General features: G+C 59.1%; 13 protein-coding genes and 1 pseudogene. 6 read left to right on the top strand and 8 right to left on the bottom strand.

Annotated elements, in window-relative coordinates:
* Positions 1–22 precede the first annotated feature (22 nt).
* From V0R59_RS13440 to bufA2, 3 genes are read right to left on the bottom strand one after another with little or no spacing between them, the layout of a single operon-like run.
* Positions 23–817, bottom strand: coding sequence for an HvfC/BufC N-terminal domain-containing protein (locus V0R59_RS13440; RefSeq protein WP_004374666.1), 795 nt, complete (start codon positions 815–817; stop codon positions 23–25).
* Complete coding sequence (gene bufB / locus V0R59_RS13435) at positions 814–1,650, bottom strand: MNIO family bufferin maturase (RefSeq protein WP_004374664.1); 837 nt, start codon at positions 1,648–1,650, stop codon at positions 814–816. Before bufB ends, V0R59_RS13440 begins: the two co-directional genes overlap by 4 nt.
* Before the next feature lie 44 nt (positions 1,651–1,694).
* Positions 1,695–1,955, bottom strand: a complete 261-nt coding sequence (bufA2, locus tag V0R59_RS13430; RefSeq protein WP_003460126.1) for a BufA2 family periplasmic bufferin-type metallophore — start codon at positions 1,953–1,955, stop codon at positions 1,695–1,697.
* 283 nt (positions 1,956–2,238) lie between these two features.
* Here bufA2 and V0R59_RS13425 point away from each other — a divergent pair, with 283 nt between their 5' ends.
* The 6 genes from V0R59_RS13425 (at position 2,239) to V0R59_RS13400 (ending at position 7,148) form a co-directional block, all read left to right on the top strand.
* Positions 2,239–2,445: a co-regulatory protein PtrA N-terminal domain-containing protein gene (locus V0R59_RS13425; protein WP_004374659.1), complete on the top strand. Its 207-nt coding sequence runs from the start codon at positions 2,239–2,241 to the stop codon at positions 2,443–2,445.
* A 189-nt stretch (positions 2,446–2,634) separates the two neighbouring features.
* Positions 2,635–4,458, top strand: a complete 1,824-nt coding sequence (locus V0R59_RS13420; protein WP_330074753.1) for a copper resistance system multicopper oxidase — start codon at positions 2,635–2,637, stop codon at positions 4,456–4,458.
* A gap of 12 nt (positions 4,459–4,470) precedes the next feature.
* Positions 4,471–4,782 (top strand): hypothetical protein, encoded by a 312-nt coding sequence (locus tag V0R59_RS13415; protein ID WP_004374653.1) that lies wholly within the window; start codon positions 4,471–4,473, stop codon positions 4,780–4,782.
* A complete protein-coding gene (locus V0R59_RS13410; protein ID WP_004374649.1) occupies positions 4,772–5,863 on the top strand; it encodes a copper resistance protein B in 1,092 nt (363 codons plus the stop codon). The genes V0R59_RS13415 and V0R59_RS13410 overlap by 11 nt, the downstream gene beginning before the upstream one ends.
* A 9-nt stretch (positions 5,864–5,872) precedes the next feature.
* Positions 5,873–6,715 (top strand): c-type cytochrome, encoded by an 843-nt coding sequence (locus V0R59_RS13405; protein WP_330074752.1) that lies wholly within the window; start codon positions 5,873–5,875, stop codon positions 6,713–6,715.
* Positions 6,705–7,148, top strand: coding sequence for a DUF411 domain-containing protein (locus tag V0R59_RS13400; protein ID WP_004574337.1), 444 nt, complete (start codon positions 6,705–6,707; stop codon positions 7,146–7,148). The genes V0R59_RS13405 and V0R59_RS13400 overlap by 11 nt, the downstream gene beginning before the upstream one ends.
* A gap of 177 nt (positions 7,149–7,325) precedes the next feature.
* On the opposite strand, the pseudogene V0R59_RS13395 reads toward V0R59_RS13400, so the two are convergent.
* The 5 genes and pseudogenes from V0R59_RS13395 to V0R59_RS13375 all read right to left on the bottom strand — a co-directional run bounded on the left by V0R59_RS13395 (position 7,326) and on the right by V0R59_RS13375 (position 15,152).
* Positions 7,326–8,651: pseudogene (locus tag V0R59_RS13395) on the bottom strand (OprD family porin).
* Between the two features lie 157 nt (positions 8,652–8,808).
* Entirely contained in the window at positions 8,809–9,141 is a 333-nt protein-coding gene (locus V0R59_RS13390) for a DUF2790 domain-containing protein (protein WP_004574339.1), read from the bottom strand.
* Between the two features lie 145 nt (positions 9,142–9,286).
* Complete coding sequence (locus V0R59_RS13385) at positions 9,287–12,436, bottom strand: efflux RND transporter permease subunit (protein WP_004374632.1); 3,150 nt, start codon at positions 12,434–12,436, stop codon at positions 9,287–9,289.
* A complete protein-coding gene (locus tag V0R59_RS13380) occupies positions 12,433–13,893 on the bottom strand; it encodes an efflux RND transporter periplasmic adaptor subunit (RefSeq protein ID WP_004374629.1) in 1,461 nt (486 codons plus the stop codon). The genes V0R59_RS13385 and V0R59_RS13380 overlap by 4 nt, the downstream gene beginning before the upstream one ends.
* A complete protein-coding gene (locus tag V0R59_RS13375; protein WP_004374627.1) occupies positions 13,890–15,152 on the bottom strand; it encodes a TolC family protein in 1,263 nt (420 codons plus the stop codon). Before V0R59_RS13375 ends, V0R59_RS13380 begins: the two co-directional genes overlap by 4 nt.
* Between the last annotated feature and the right edge of the window lie 32 nt (positions 15,153–15,184).

Here is a 15,184-nt window from a genome sequence, read left to right as displayed (position 1 = left end):
TGGCCAAAGAGAGAGCGCTAGCCTAAAGGTTCAATAGCTGGCCGCGCTTTAGCAAACCGTCGTTGACCCACAACTTCAACCAGGTCGCGGCTTGCAAGGGAGCTTGCTCGCCATGCGTGGCGCTCAACGACTCGCAGAGTTCAGCGAACGATCCGCCCTCGATGAGAAACTGCAATGCCGAAGCCTCCGCTGGCTCCAGGCTCCGGTACTGGCAGACGAGTTCATGACGCCAAACAAGACAGGCTAGGTTCGTTGGCAGGCGGGTAATATCAGGCAGCAAGCTGCCGGACTTGGCGGCTTTCCACAACTCCAGCGTGTTGTACTGCAGCTGCAACCACCGGGCAGATGCAGTCAGGGAAACCCTGAGTGAAATCCAGTCTTCAGCCGAAAAATCACTCATGGTCTCCAGCGAAAGCGCTTCGACATCCTGAGCGTCGAAGGCCAGTGTAAAGGCCCATTCCAGTTCCGCGAGTTCGCGCATCGGCGATAGTTGGGGTTCTTCGACGTAGCTGCTAATGAACTCGGGCAGCTTCTCGCCCAGCCAGCGAATGCTGAAATGTCGTGGTGGCCAGGCGGCCAAGTAGGCCAGTGCGAGCTGCTCGAATGATTCGTTGCCGATCCAGTGAAGCAGGGCAGGGAAGTCTTCTCGCAAGACCGCAAGCAGGCGCGAACGGTAAGCGTTGTGGTAGATCTGCAGGCCTTCGAGAGCACTCAGCGCTGTGCTACCTCGGATCTGCTCCAAAAGCTCGTTGGAGGGCAGGGCACTGTCACCTGTCAGGTAAGTTTCAAATGCAGTCTGTAGGGCGATCAGGCTCAAGGGGTGGCCCCCGATATCACAGATTTGGCGATAGCACGGGCATGTGCTAATTCGGACAACAGCTCTTCCAGCGGCGGAAACTGGTCATCCCGCTCGATCAAGGTCGATGTCGGGCCCAAGTAGCTCAAAGTCTTGCTGTAGAGAGACCAAACCGGATCAGCGATGGGCTGGTCATGGGTGTCGATGAGGTACTGCCCGTAATCGCTGTGCCCGGCCAGGTGAATTTGCCGAATCCGCTCGTGCGGCAATTCCATGATGAACTGCCAAGGGTCGAAACCCTGGTTGCGCGAACTGACGTAGACGTTGTTCACGTCGAGAAGCAGCTCGCACCCGGTCAGGTAACTGAGCTCCGAGAGGAACTGAGACTCGCTCATGCTGGATGTTGTCCACTGCACGTAGGAGGAAACGTTCTCCAGCACGATGGGACGTTCCAAAACATCCTGCACCAAGCGCACCCGGGCCGCGACATGCAGCAGGCTCTCCTGGGTAAACGGCAGCGGTAGCAGATCGTGAAGTTGATGGGCGTTGCCTCGACTCCAGCACAGGTGATCAGACACCCACTGAGGCTGCACCCGATCCGCCAGCTGCTTGAGCTGTCGTAGGTAGTCTATGTCCAAGGCATGTGAGCCGCCAATCGAAAGAGATACTCCGTGCATCACCAGGGGGTAGTGCTCGCCGATCGCATCAAGGAAGTAGAGAGCCTTGCCGCCCTCCACCAGGTAATTCTCGGAAATGATCTCGAACCAGTCGACCGCAGGCCGTTCCTCCAGGATCTGCCGGTAATACTCGTTACGAAGGCCAAGACCGAAACCCAGAGTTTTGCGCTTACTCATTCGAGACTCCAGCAGGGGAGTGGCATGCACTCCCCTGAACCGCCTTATTCGCTGGTTTTGCCACCGGCTTCGTCACATTTGGTCTGGGTCATCAACTTGAACCCTTGGCCTTTGCATTCGCCTTGGCCTTTGCAGTCGTTTTTCGCGGTCATGCAGTCGTTCTGCCCTTTGCAACCATTGATCCCGAAGCACTTCACTTCTGCTGCTTTGGTTTCCTGAGCAGCCTGGACGGGCAGGGTGGAGAACAGGCTGGCGGCCACCAGAGCCAAGGCGGCACCGGTAGCTACGTTGGATTTGTTCGACATAGTGGCTATCTCTCTTGATTGTTTGATGGTCGCGATCCGTCGGTGCGAATGAACGAGTTAGCTCAGGCATTGCTACCGATCAGGCCCATGGAATCCGCAAGGCTGCGCGGGCAGGAAGACAGTACCGAGCCTTCAGGAGGGCCTACAAGAAAGAAATAGCAAACTGACAGAACTGTAATGTTCGGATCAGGTTGCTGACAGGGCGTCGTGGTTAACGTAGCAGCGAGCTTAACGCTCGTCCCCACTAGTTACAGGGGCTTCTAAACTTCTGAGGATTAACGAAATGAAATCGATCAAAACCCTGTTTGTAGTTGCTGCCCTGAGTGTTTCCAGCCTGGCGATGGCCGAAGGCGGTGCTGATCGCACGTTTGCACGCATGGAACAAGCCCGCCAGGTCTCGCTGGAAGCCTATCAGTTGGCCAAGCAGCAGAACGATGAAGCTCCTGTCGCCGGCAGCCAAGCCAAACAGGCGGAACACGCCAGCTGCTGAGCCCCCTCAACCTTACAGAAATGTAATCACCCGGATGGTTGAGATATGGCAGTTTCATACTGCTTGGTGTCAGGGGGAACTTGCGCAGCACGCAAGGCTTGAAGATCAAATCTCCCGACACTGGAGCAGTCAATGAACCCGAGACCGGATGCATATCACCGGCTCATCTGACGGATTGGACATAACGGCATGCAAAGCAAAACCACAAGACGTACTTTCGTCAAAGGCCTCGCCGCCGCCGGTATTCTCGGCGGCATGGGCATGTGGCGCACGCCGGTCTGGGCGGTGAACAGCCCCGGCCAGCCCAACGTACTGACTGGTAACGAATTCGACCTATTCATCGGTGAAACCCCGGTGAACATCACCGGCGCAGCGCGCACGGCCATGACCATCAACGGCTCGCTCCCTGGGCCGATTCTTCGTTGGCGCGAAGGCGATACCGTCACATTGCGCGTGCGCAACCGCCTCAAGGAGGACACCTCCATCCATTGGCACGGCATCATCCTGCCGGCGAACATGGATGGTGTTCCTGGCCTGAGCTTCCATGGCATCGCCCCTGACGGCATGTATGAGTACAAGTTCAAGGTCAACCAGAACGGTACCTACTGGTATCACAGTCACTCGGGGCTGCAGGAGCAGGTCGGCGTATACGGCGCGCTGGTCATCGATGCCAAGGAGCCCGAGCCCTTCAGTTACGACCGTGATTACGTCGTGTTGCTGAGCGACTGGACGGATGAAAATCCAACGCGGGTACTGGCCAAGCTCAAGAAACAGTCGGACTACTACAACCAGCACAAACGCACCGTTGGTGACTTCATCGATGACGTAAGCGAGATGGGTTGGTCCGCCGCCGTAGCCGATCGCAAGATGTGGGCCGAGATGAAGATGAGCCCGACGGATCTCGCTGACGTCAGTGGCTACACCTACACCTACCTGATGAATGGCCAGGCACCTGATGGCAACTGGACCGGCATATTCAAACCAGGCGAAAAGATCCGCCTGCGGTTCATTAATGCCTCGGCTATGACCTATTTCGATGTGCGCATCCCAGGCCTGAAGATGACTGTGGTTGCGGCCGATGGTCTGCACGTCAAACCGGTCAGCGTCGAAGAGTTCCGTATCGCCGTGGCCGAGACCTACGACGTGATCATCGAACCAGACAGCGAACAGGCCTATACCGTGTTTGCCCAATCCATGGACCGCACTGGCTATGCGCGCGGCACCCTTGCTGTACAGGAGGGGTTGAGTGCACCAGTACCCAGCCCCGACCCGCGTCCGCTGATTGCCATGGGCGACATGGGTATGGATCACGGCAGCATGGGCGGTATGGATCACGGGAACATGGCCGGAATGGACCACGGCAGTATGGCGGGCATGGATCATGGGAGCATGCAGGGTGGCATGGCCGGCATGGATCACAGCCAGATGGCTGGAATGGATCATTCGGGCATGGCTGGCATGGCTGGCATGGCTGGCATGGCTGGCAACATGCAGGCACACCCGGCCTCAGAGACCAACAATCCTTTGGTCGACATGCAGACCATGACGCCGACGCACAAGCTGGACGACCCAGGTATCGGCCTGCGTGATAACGGCCGGCGCGTCCTGACTTACTCTGACCTGCGCAGCACCTTCCCTGATCCGGACGGGCGTGAGCCAAGTCGCACCATCGAGCTGCACCTCACCGGGCATATGGAGAAATTCTCCTGGTCCTTCGATGGAATCAAGTTCTCTGACGCCGAGCCTCTGCGCCTCAAGTACGGCGAGCGTGTTCGCATCACGCTGGTCAACGACACCATGATGACTCACCCGATCCATCTTCATGGCATGTGGAGTGATCTGGAGGATGCGAACGGCAATTTCCTGGTGCGTAAACACACCATCGACATGCCGCCAGGTTCCAAGCGCAGCTATCGGGTGACCGCCGATGCGTTGGGACGTTGGGCCTATCACTGCCACCTGTTGCTCCACATGGAAATGGGCATGTTCCGTGAAGTCCGTGTGGATGAGTAAAGGAGATTTCTGATGAGTACTTTTATGAAGCGTAATGCCCTGTTTGGCAGCGCAGCGATGTTCAGTCTTTTGGCTGTTCTGCACGCGCCGACGTCATTGGCAGGTGAGGGGCACAGCGAGCACGAACAACATGCTGCCGAGTCGGCTGCGCCCGACGCCAGTGACAAGCCTGCAGATCAATCGAAAGACAAGGCCGCTGGCCAGCAGATGGATCATGGCGCCATGGATCACGGAGACATGAAGCATGACGGCATGAATCACGAAAACATGATGGATAAGCATGGCGGCACCGAAGCCGAAGCAGGTTCGAACCATGACCACTAGGTTTTCACGTCCATCTCTCTTGGCGCTGGCTGTGTCGCTGAGTGCGTTCAGCGGCGGCGTTACTTTGGCTGCGGAAGAAATGGATCATTCGGCAATGGGGCACGGCACCATGTCGATGGACCATAGCCAGATGAGCCACGGCGCTACCAAAGCGCCGATGGAGGGCATGGATCACAGCAAGATGGACCATGGTGCCATGCAGGGTGCTTCGGGCAGCATGGATCATAGCCAGATGGGCCACGGCCAGAGCCAAGAGAAGGCCCAGGCTATGGATCACAGCAAGATGGGGCATGGCGCCATGCAAGGACAGATGGAGGGCATGGATCATTCAAAGATGAACCATGGCTCCGCTGAAGCCCCGAGAACCACCAGCCGTACGCCGATTCCCGTTCTGACGGATGCTGATCGCCAAGCGGCTTTCCCGCCATTACCTGGCCACAAGGTTCACGACAGCGCCATCAACAGTTTTTTCCTGCTCGATCAGCTCGAATACCAGGACGCAGATGAGGGCAGCACCCTGGCCTGGGATGCGTCGGGCTGGGTAGGCGGTGATATCAACCGGGTCTGGTTCCGCTCCGAAGGCGAGCGTACCAACGGCGTGACCGAGGATGCTGAATTACAGCTGCTGTACGGCCGCTCGATCGGCCCTTGGTGGGATGTCGTCGCGGGCGTTCGCCAGGACTTCAAACCGGAGTCGCCGCAGACTTGGGCCGCCTTCGGTATCCAGGGCATGGCGCTTTACGCCTTTGAGGCCGAAGCCACGGCCTTCGTCGGCGAGAATGGCCAAACTGCTGCCCGACTGGAGGGCGAGTACGACATTCTGCTGACCAACCGGCTGATTCTCCAGCCAACTGCCGAAATGAACTTCTACGGCAAGAACGATCCTGAGCGAGGTGTGGGGTCTGGGTTGGCAAATACCGAGCTCGGCTTGCGTCTGCGTTACGAGATTGTCAGGCAGTTTGCCCCCTATATCGGGGTTTCCTGGAGCCGCTCCTATGGCAACACGGCAGACATGGTGCGCGACGAGGGCGGTGATGTAGACGAGGCGCGTTTTGTCGCCGGTATCCGGATGTGGTTTTGAGAACCTGACATGAAAAGAACAATTAAAACTTTGGTGGCGGCCGGCGTGGTCGGTAGCACAGCTGTCCTGGCCGGCGCCTACTTTGGCGTGGTCAACGTGGGGGCCGACGATCCCCATTTTCCTGCAGTGCATGCGTTTCTCACGATGGCCCGTGACCGCTCTATCGAAGTCCGTTCGCGGGACATCGAGGTTCCCAACCTGGATGATCAAGCTCTTATTCGCGCCGGTGCGGGCAACTACAACTCCATGTGTATCGGCTGTCATTTGGCGCCAGGTGTGGCGGAGACCGAGCTAAGCCAATCGCTTTACCCTGCGCCTCCCAACCTCGCCAAGATCGGTGTCGATGGCAATCCGTCAGCAGCGTTCTGGGTGATCAAGCATGGCATCAAGGCAACGGGTATGCCTGCGTGGGGCAAGAGCATGGGCGATGAGTACATCTGGGGCATGGTTGCCTTCATTGACCAATTGCCGACGATGGATGCCAAGCAATACCAAGCACTCGTCGCATCCAGTGGCGGCCATCAGCATGGTGGTGGGGAAACGCAAATGCACAATCATGAAGGTCAGCACGGCGACAACAAGCCTGGCCATCATGGCAATAGCGGCGGTGGCGAAGACCATCATGGAACAGGTGATGCCGGAGAGCCTGGCCATCACGATGCCGCGGCTACTGATAGCGAGGGTGGCTCCGCACCTGAGGCAGGTCACCATTCGGACATGAGTGGCGATGATCACCATGCCGGGGATGAGGCCGCCCCAAGCGGCGGAGACCATCATTCCGAGCAAACTCCGAATGCCTCGCCCAAGACCCACACCCACGCCGATGGCAAAGAGCACGTGCATGAAAGCTAAATATCTGGCCTTGCTGGCCGCTCTCTCCGTCACAACTGGAGTTCAAGCCGCTGATGCCCTGACGATTGATGTCCATCGTGATGCTAATTGCGGATGTTGCAAGAAGTGGATCTCACACCTCGAAGCGAATGGCTTCAAAGTCGTCGACCATGTCGAAAGCAACATGTCGGCAGTGAAGCAAAGTCTGGGCGTTGCGCCGCGGTTGGCGTCTTGTCACACCGCGGTGATTGACGGCAAGTTCGTCGAAGGTCATGTGCCGGCGGCTCAGGTCATCGAGCTCACCAAGCGCGATGATCTCGTGGGCATCGCTGTTCCCGGGATGCCGGCGGGCTCCCCCGGTATGGAAGTCGATGGCGTACAGCATGCCTACCAGGTCATTGGCTTGACCAAGGCGGGGTCTGATCAGGTCGTTGCAGAATATCCCGCTCAGTAGTACTGCCTGCCAGCACGGCCGCTTGTGTGTAGTGGCCGACTCTTTTTCATACGCCCTTTAACCTAAGTAAAAAAGGCGCCCGAGGGCGCCAAGGGCTGTCTCCAAACCAAAGGAGCACTACGAGGGGACAGCAGGACCAAGGCGCGAGCGGGCAATCAACCCGCCCGCTTGCCAGGGTTAGAGAACTTCCAGCGGGTACTCGACAATCAGGCGGACTTCATCCAGATCCGACTCGTAATCGGTCGCGCGAGTGGTCATTTGGCGAACACGGAAAGACATATCCTTCAGTGATCCAGTCTGCACAACGTACTTGGCCTCGATGTCCCGCTCCCAGCGCTTCTGGTTGGTCAACGGATCGCCGTTGTCATCACGGCGCATATAGACTTCGTTGGCCTTGCTGTAGTCGGCATCCCAGCCCTGGGCATATCGAGTCATGAAGCTCAACCCAGGCACACCGAAAGACTCCATATCCAGGTCGTAGCGCACTTGCCATGACTTCTCCTTCGGCGAGTTGAAGTCGCTGTACTGGATGGAGTTGTCGAGGTAGATGGAGTCCGATTGGCGCAAGTAATCGAAGTCATCATCGCCATTGTTGCGCTGGAGACCCACCAGTACTGTGTGAGCGCCGAATTGGATGCCGACCTTGCCGCTCCAGATGTTGTTATCGAAGCTCCCGAGGAGCTGCTTCCCTTCATCGACCGCCTTGTAGTAGTTCAGCCCGCCGATCAAGGCGACATCGTCCGCAAGCGGGTAGCTCAGCGTGGTGCCCGCGTAATATTGATTCCAGGCATCCTTGAGGCGGCTGGTGTAGAGACTAAAGCCGACGTTGTCATTAAGCGTGTAATCACCACCGAAATAGGCGATCCATGGCGAGTCCACTTCGCCTGCGTAGAAGGTAGCGAAGCCGTCGCGCATGCTGCTGGTATTGGGTTGGCTCATCGAGTGGAGGCGACCGCCTTGAAGCGACAGTCCTTCCACGCTGCTGTTGAGCACGGTGATACCTCGGAAACTCTCCGGTAAAAGCCGCGCATCACCGTATTGGACGACAGGGCTGACAGGAAAGACGTCGCCTACCTTGATCTCGGTATCCATGAACCGAGTTTTCACCGCGCCCCCCAGTTTTGAGTAGTTGTCCTCAGCCTGCCCGAGGCTGTTGTAAGGCATCACGTCGACTGAGCCGCCTGCTCCAGAACGGCCGTCGCCGGTGTCAAGCTTGAGCCCTAGCATGGCAAAGGCATCGACACCAAAGCCTATGGTGCCCTCGGTGAAACCAGACTCGAATCTGCCTATCACGCCATGCGCCCACTCTTCCGAATAGCCATTACCCGAGCTGCTGGACTGGCCTTTACGGAAATCGCGGTTGAAGTAGAGATTTCGATTGAGAATGGTCAGGCTGCTGCCTTCGATAAATCCCTAGCCTTTCTCGCCGGCGGCCATCGCAGCTTGCCCGGTACTGACGCTCAGAGTGAGCAGAGAAAGTCCTAACAGGGTTCTGTTATTCATAAATGCTCCTGATGTTATTGGCAGTTGTCATTGTGTGGTCGCATATATGTGCCAAGCGCGCCGGGCATAGCCAGGCACGCCTTGGTCATATTTCCACATGCCAAATAACGTCAGGGTGACTTGGAAATTACATTTCAGTCAGCGCGATGTCATTTATCTAGTTTTGATTACGGCAACCTGTCCCGGCTGCCCGGTATTCAAGAATATTCAGATCGCCATTGGAGTCCTCGTAGGTCATCTGGGCCGGCATCACACCGCAGCTAGAGTCCGTCGGGGTAGTGGCCACGACCCTGGCGATATCGAGTTTCATGCCGTAGCGGTAATGAATAACTTCAGGCGGATTCTTTCCGTTAGCGGCAGCATACTCTTGCATGGCCTGCTCATTGGCCTGAATCATCCGACCATAAACACGATCAGCGCCGCCTTCTGCCAGAGTGGCAGAGGAAACAACCATAGCGGCAAGGGCTGCAATAACTTTGAGGCTTTTCATGTTTAATCACTCCTTCAAAGTGGTGATTAAAATATATCCGCTCAACCTGTCATAAAAATGAAGTCAAAGTTACATCGCCGTAATGCTTCCTGCCGCGTTACCCGGGCGAGTCAGCTTGGCGCGTGGCTTGCCCGGGTTTGTAAAGCTATAGCTCCTGCGGTGCGCGAACCTTCTGTGTACGCTGCCTTCGCATCAGCCAGTACGCGGCCGGCAAAACCAACATGGACATCAGCGGCGCGGTAATCATGCCGCCGACCATGGGCGCGGCGATGCGCTTCATCACTTCAGATCCGGCACCTCCGCCCCAGAGGATTGGCAACAGGCCGGCGATGATCACGGCCACCGTCATCACCTTGGGCCGCACGCGCAGCACTGCGCCTTCACGAATTGCCTCCAGTAGTGCCGGGTCACCGCTGCGCCCGGCATCCATACGTGCATGCCAGGCATTCTTCAGGTACAGCAGCATGATCACCCCAAATTCCGCCGAGACGCCGGCCAAGGCGATAAAGCCGACCCCAGTGGCAACCGACAGGTTGAAGCCGAACCAGTAGAGCAGCCAGATGCCGCCCGATAGGGCGAAGGGCAGGGTTGCCATGATCAGTAGGGCCTCACCGAAGCGGCTGAAGGTCAGGTAAAGCAGCACGAAGATGATCAACAAGGTCGCCGGTACCACCCAGGCCAGCCGTGCATTGGCGCGCTCCAGGAACTCGAACTGACCGGAGTAGGAGACGGTCATGCCAGCATCGAGTTGTACCTGCTCAGCTACGCGTTGCTGCAACTCGCGCACGGTCGATGCCAGGTCGCGCCCACGGACATCGACATAGACCCAACCGGACAGACGCCCGTTCTCGCTGCGCAGCATTGGCGGCCCTTCGGTCAGACTAACCTGGGCGACGGTGCCCAAGGTGATCTGCTGGCCGGCTTGCGTGAGGATCGGCATACGCCGTAGTGCCTGCGGACTGTCTCGCCACTCCTTGGGATAGCGCAGGTTGATCGGGAAGCGGGCCAGTCCTTCAACCGTCTCACCAATATTGCTGCCGCCGATGGCGCCCGATACCACCGCCTGCACATCGGCGATGCTCAGGCCATAGCGCGCCGCGGCCAGTCGATCGATCTGGATGTCCACGTAACGGCCGCCAGTAAGGCGTTCTGCCAAGGCCGAACTCACCCCAGGCACCTCTTTGGCCACGGCCTCGATATCGCGCGTTATGCGCTCGATGTCGACCAAGGAGGTTCCGGACACTTTCACCCCAATGGGGCTCTTGATCCCCGTCGCCAGCATGTCGATGCGGTTGCGGATGGGCGGCACCCAGATATTGGACAGCCCCGGAACTTTTACCGCGCGATCCAGTTCCTCGATCAGCTTTTCGGGTGTCATCCCCGCGCGCCATTGATCGCGTGGTTTGAACTGCACCGTGGTCTCGAACATTTCCAGCGGTGCTGGATCGGTGGCGGTCTCTGCTCGCCCGGCCTTGCCGAATACCCGTGCCACTTCGGGCACCGTGAGGATCATCCGGTTGGTTTGCTGCAGCAGCTGGGTGGCCTTGCTGGCCGGCAAGCCGGGCAGGGCTGATGGCATGTACAACAGGTCGCCCTCGTCCATCGGCGGTAGAAACTCTCCTCCGAGTCTGCTGAGGGGCCAGAGACTGGACAAAAACACTAGCAAGGCCAGCGCTAGGGTCACCTTAGGCCAAGCCAGCACCCACTCCAGCACCGGCCGGTATGCACCGATCAGCCAACGATTCAAGGGGTTCTGTTGTTCGCTGGGGATATGCCCACGAATCCAATAGCCCATCAGCACCGGTACCAAGGTGATCGAGAGGCCAGCAGCGGCAGCCATGGCATAGGTCTTGGTGAATGCCAGCGGGCCAAACAGGCGACCCTCCTGGGCCTCCAGGGTGAAGACCGGGAGGAAAGACAGGGTGATGATCAAAAGGCTGAAGAACAGCGCCGGCCCGACCTCGGCCGCAGCTTCGCCGATCACCCGCCAGTGCGCCTCGCCCTGAAGCGGTTCACCGGGGTGTCGAGCCTTCCAGGCCTCGATGTGCTTGTGCGCGTTCTCGATCATCACCACGGCGGCATCGACCATGGCGCCGATGGCGATTGCGATCCCGCCGAGCGACATGATGTTGGCATTGACGCCCTGGTAGCGCATGACGATGAAGGCCATCAGGATGCCCAGGGGCAGGGTGATGATCGCGACCAGCGACGAGCGCAGGTGCCAGAGGAAGATCAGGCAAACCAGGGCAACCACCGCGAACTCTTCCAGCAGCTTGTAGCTGAGGTTATCGATGGCGCGGTCGATCAATTGCGAACGGTCATAGGTGGTGACCACCTCGACGCCGGCCGGCAAGCTGCCCTTCAGGCTGTCCAGCTTGGTCTTCACCGCGGCGATGGTATCGCGGGCATTCTTTCCGGAGCGCAAGATGACCACGCCACCTACAACTTCACCCTGGCCATCCAGCTCGGCAATGCCACGACGCATCTCTGGCCCCAACTGAATGGTGGCCACCTGACCCAGCAGCACCGGAACTCCGCTGGCCGAAGCCCGCAGCGGCACATTGCGGAAATCCGCCAGGCTCTCTAGATAGCCTGAAGCCCGGACCATGTACTCGCGCTCTGCCAGCTCCAGGATGGCGCCGCCGGTTTCCTGATTGGCGCTCTTCAGCGCCGCTTCGACCTCCTGCTGAGTTACCCCATAAGCCACCAGCTTCTGGGGATCGAGCAGCACTTGGTATTGCTTGACCATGCCGCCGAGGGTGGCCACTTCGGCTACGTTGGGCAGGCCCTTGAGTTCGTACTTAAGGAACCAGTCCTGCAGTGCCCGCAGCTGGGCAAGATCATGCTGGCCGCTGCGGTCGACCAAGGCGTACTGGTAGATCCAGCCCACGCCGGTGGCATCCGGCCCAAGGGTGGTGGTAACACCCTCGGGCAGGCGTTCCTGCGCCTGGTTGAGGTACTCCAGCACCCGCGAGCGTGCCCAGTAGAGGTCGGTATCGTCCTCGAACAGCACATAAACGAAGGAGTCGCCGAAGAACGAGTAGCCGCGCACTGTCTTCGCCCCCGGCACCGAGAGCATGGTGGTGGCCAGCGGGTAGGTCACCTGGTTCTCGACAATCTGCGGTGCCTGCCCGGGGAAGCTTGTGCGGATGATGACCTGGGTGTCGGACAGATCCGGCAGTGCATCCAACGGCGTGTTGCGCAGCGACCAGATGCCCAGGGCGGTGATGAACAGGGTCGCCAGCAGCACCAGAAAGCGATTGCCGATAGACCAGTGGATCAGGCGTGCGATCATGGCTGGTCTCCTTCCTTGCTGAGCTGCTCGATCATCAGGCCGGAGTTTTTCTGGCGGGCGCCGATACGTACGTGATCTCCTGGCTTAAGTCCCACAGCTACTTCTGAGCTGACCAATGGAAAAGCCATGGTCATACCTGGCATATTCAGGCTCTCGAAGGGCCCGTGCTCCAGGGTGACTGACTCCGCGTCCAGAGCACGAATCACACCATGGGCCTCATGTAGTTCCTTCTTATTGTCCTGCTCGGCATGGCTGGCCATGACACCCTGTAGGCTGGCCTCCGAATCGATGAGGAACTGGCCGGAGGTAACGACCGCCTGACCCTCCTCAAGACCGGACAACACCTCCAGACGCCCATCAGCCTCGCGGCCCAAGGTTATTTCCAGGGGGCGGTAGCGCCCATCGCCTTCTACCAGCATCACCAACGCACGCTTCCCGGTGCGAATCACGGCTTCACTCGGCACAAGAAGCGTGGATTGTTCGACGGCACTGTTCAGGCGTACGGCGGCGAACATGCCGGGGCGCAACTTACCGGCAGGGTTGGGTAGCTCGCTGCGTACCGTGAGCGTGCGTGTTTGCGGATCGGCACTCGGCAGCAAGGCTATGACGCGGCCCAGCAGCGGTCGATCAGGAAAGGCCGTCAGGTTGGCGCGGATCTCGTCCCCGACCTGGATACTTCCGGCCATGGCCTCGGGTATCGCCGCATCGAGCCAGACACTGGATAGCCCGTTAATCAACGCCAGATCCTGCCCGGCTTCGACGGTCATCCCGGCGCGTACCTGCAAGGCTTGGAGCTCGCCGCTGATAGGTGTGGTGAGGGTTTGCACCGCCCGTGGTCTGCCGCTGCGGCGGACCTGCTCGATCAACGTTTGAGGCATGCCAAGCAGGCGCAGGCGCTCTTGGGCCGCACTTATCAAGCGAGTGTCAGCGGTACGCAGTACCGCCAGGAACTCCAACTGCGCGGCGGACCATTCGGGAATCAGCAGGTCGACCAGGGGGGCTCCGGCAGGCAGCACATCGCCCGGGGCGCGACCGTAAACCCGCTCGACGAATCCGCCGGCGCGGGCCTGGAGGTTCGCCACTTCTCGCTGGTTATAGGCCAGGGAACCCACCGCCTCGATATCCGAGGGCAGTACACCTCGGATCACCATCGAGGTTCGCATTCCGAGGTTCTGCACGGCTTGAGCGGGGATGCTCAGGACAGACGGATCCTGCTCGGATCCTGCGTATTTAGGGACAAGTTCCATATCCATGAAAGGTGACTTGCCCGGCTTATCGAAGCGCTGCTCAGGCTGCATCGGGTCGTACCAATAGAGCACCTTGCGCTCGTCCGTCGGTGCGGAGCTAGGCAGGATCTCGTGTTTGGCTTGCCGCTGGGCCAGCCAGTAGCCACCGCCCGCCGCGCCAATGCCCACGGCCAGCAAGGCGACCGCAAAACCAAATGCCGATATCTTCATTTCAGTCCCTCCACATAGGCGTAGTACAGGCTTGCGGAGAGCTGGCTCAGCTTGCGCTGCTGTTCAATCTGCCGTAGCTGAGCCTCGATCAGGTCGCGCTGGGCGGTGAGGACGGATGTCAGCTGGCTGTTGCCGGCCTGGTAAGCGGCAAGTTCGAGATCGGCACGTTTGCTTGCAAGCGGGATCAAGGTTTTTTCGGTGCGTGACAAGGTCCTGCGCAGTTGCTCAAGCTCGGCAATACCGCCTTCCAGCTCAGCCTGATGGGCGCGCAGTAATGCTTCCTGCTCGGCTTCCATCTGCGACACGCTTTGTTGTCTGGCGTTGATCTTGGGCCCCTGACGTGTGCCTACGAACAACGGCAGGTCGAAGGTAAATTGCACCATCACCATATCGCCGAACTGGTTGTCGCGATTGTTGTAGGCAAACTCAACACCCCAGTCGGGGGTCTTCTCGGCGATGGCCTCGTTCAGCTCGGCGCTAGCCTCGCCGACTCGGGCGGAGGCAGCGCGCAACTCAGGGTGTGAGGCAATGCGTTGCTGCAGGTGCGGTGCCACCAGGTTCAGACTGGGAACACCTCCTTGCAAAGGCTGGTCAGCCTCGTTGCCTATCCAGCGGCGCAGCTTGGCACGAGCTACTGCCACATCGCGATTCAGTTCATCTCGCCGATCTTGTAACGCCAAAGCTTCCTGGTCGGCCTGCAACAGCTCGCCAGGCTGAGCACTACCGCCGGCAATCAGCGATTGCACGGTCGAGCGGAGCATCTCGATCTGACGGTCCAGTTGATCGAAGAGGCCAACACTGCGTTCGGCGTAGTACACATCCAGCCAGCTCACTGCCGTCTGGCGCTTGATTTCCAACTGCATGGCACGCTGTTCGGCCTCGGCCCGCGTCATGGAGGCTTCGGCCAGTTGGCGACGGGCCAGACGCTTGTCGCCGTTTGGTACCTCCTGCATGAGTCCAATGCGGCGCATGGTCATGGAGTCACGATTAAGTGTGTAACGGTCAGGGCCTTCGATCGGCAGGTTGTCGATGCCTATAATCAGCTTGGGATCGGGCAAGGCGTCTGCGGGCCCTACAGCCTGCTGTGCCGATGCCACCTGCGCCTGGCGCGCGAGGTTCTCAGGGGCACTCTGTTCGGCCAGAGCTTGGGCTCGTTCGAAGGTTAGGGGCTGTGCCTGCGCGGCAAGCCAGGGAGCTGCCCAGAATGCGGCAGCCAACACGCCGAGATAGCCACGGCGTGGAAAAAGGAAAGCGGACATGCTTTCGCCTCCAATGCGATTGATCGAGGTCG

This window comes from Pseudomonas ulcerans, assembly GCF_036324125.1.
Taxonomy (GTDB): Bacteria; Pseudomonadota; Gammaproteobacteria; order Pseudomonadales; family Pseudomonadaceae; genus Aquipseudomonas; species Aquipseudomonas ulcerans.
Note: the sequence above shows the minus strand (reverse complement) of the source record. Positions and strands in the feature narration are given on the sequence as shown.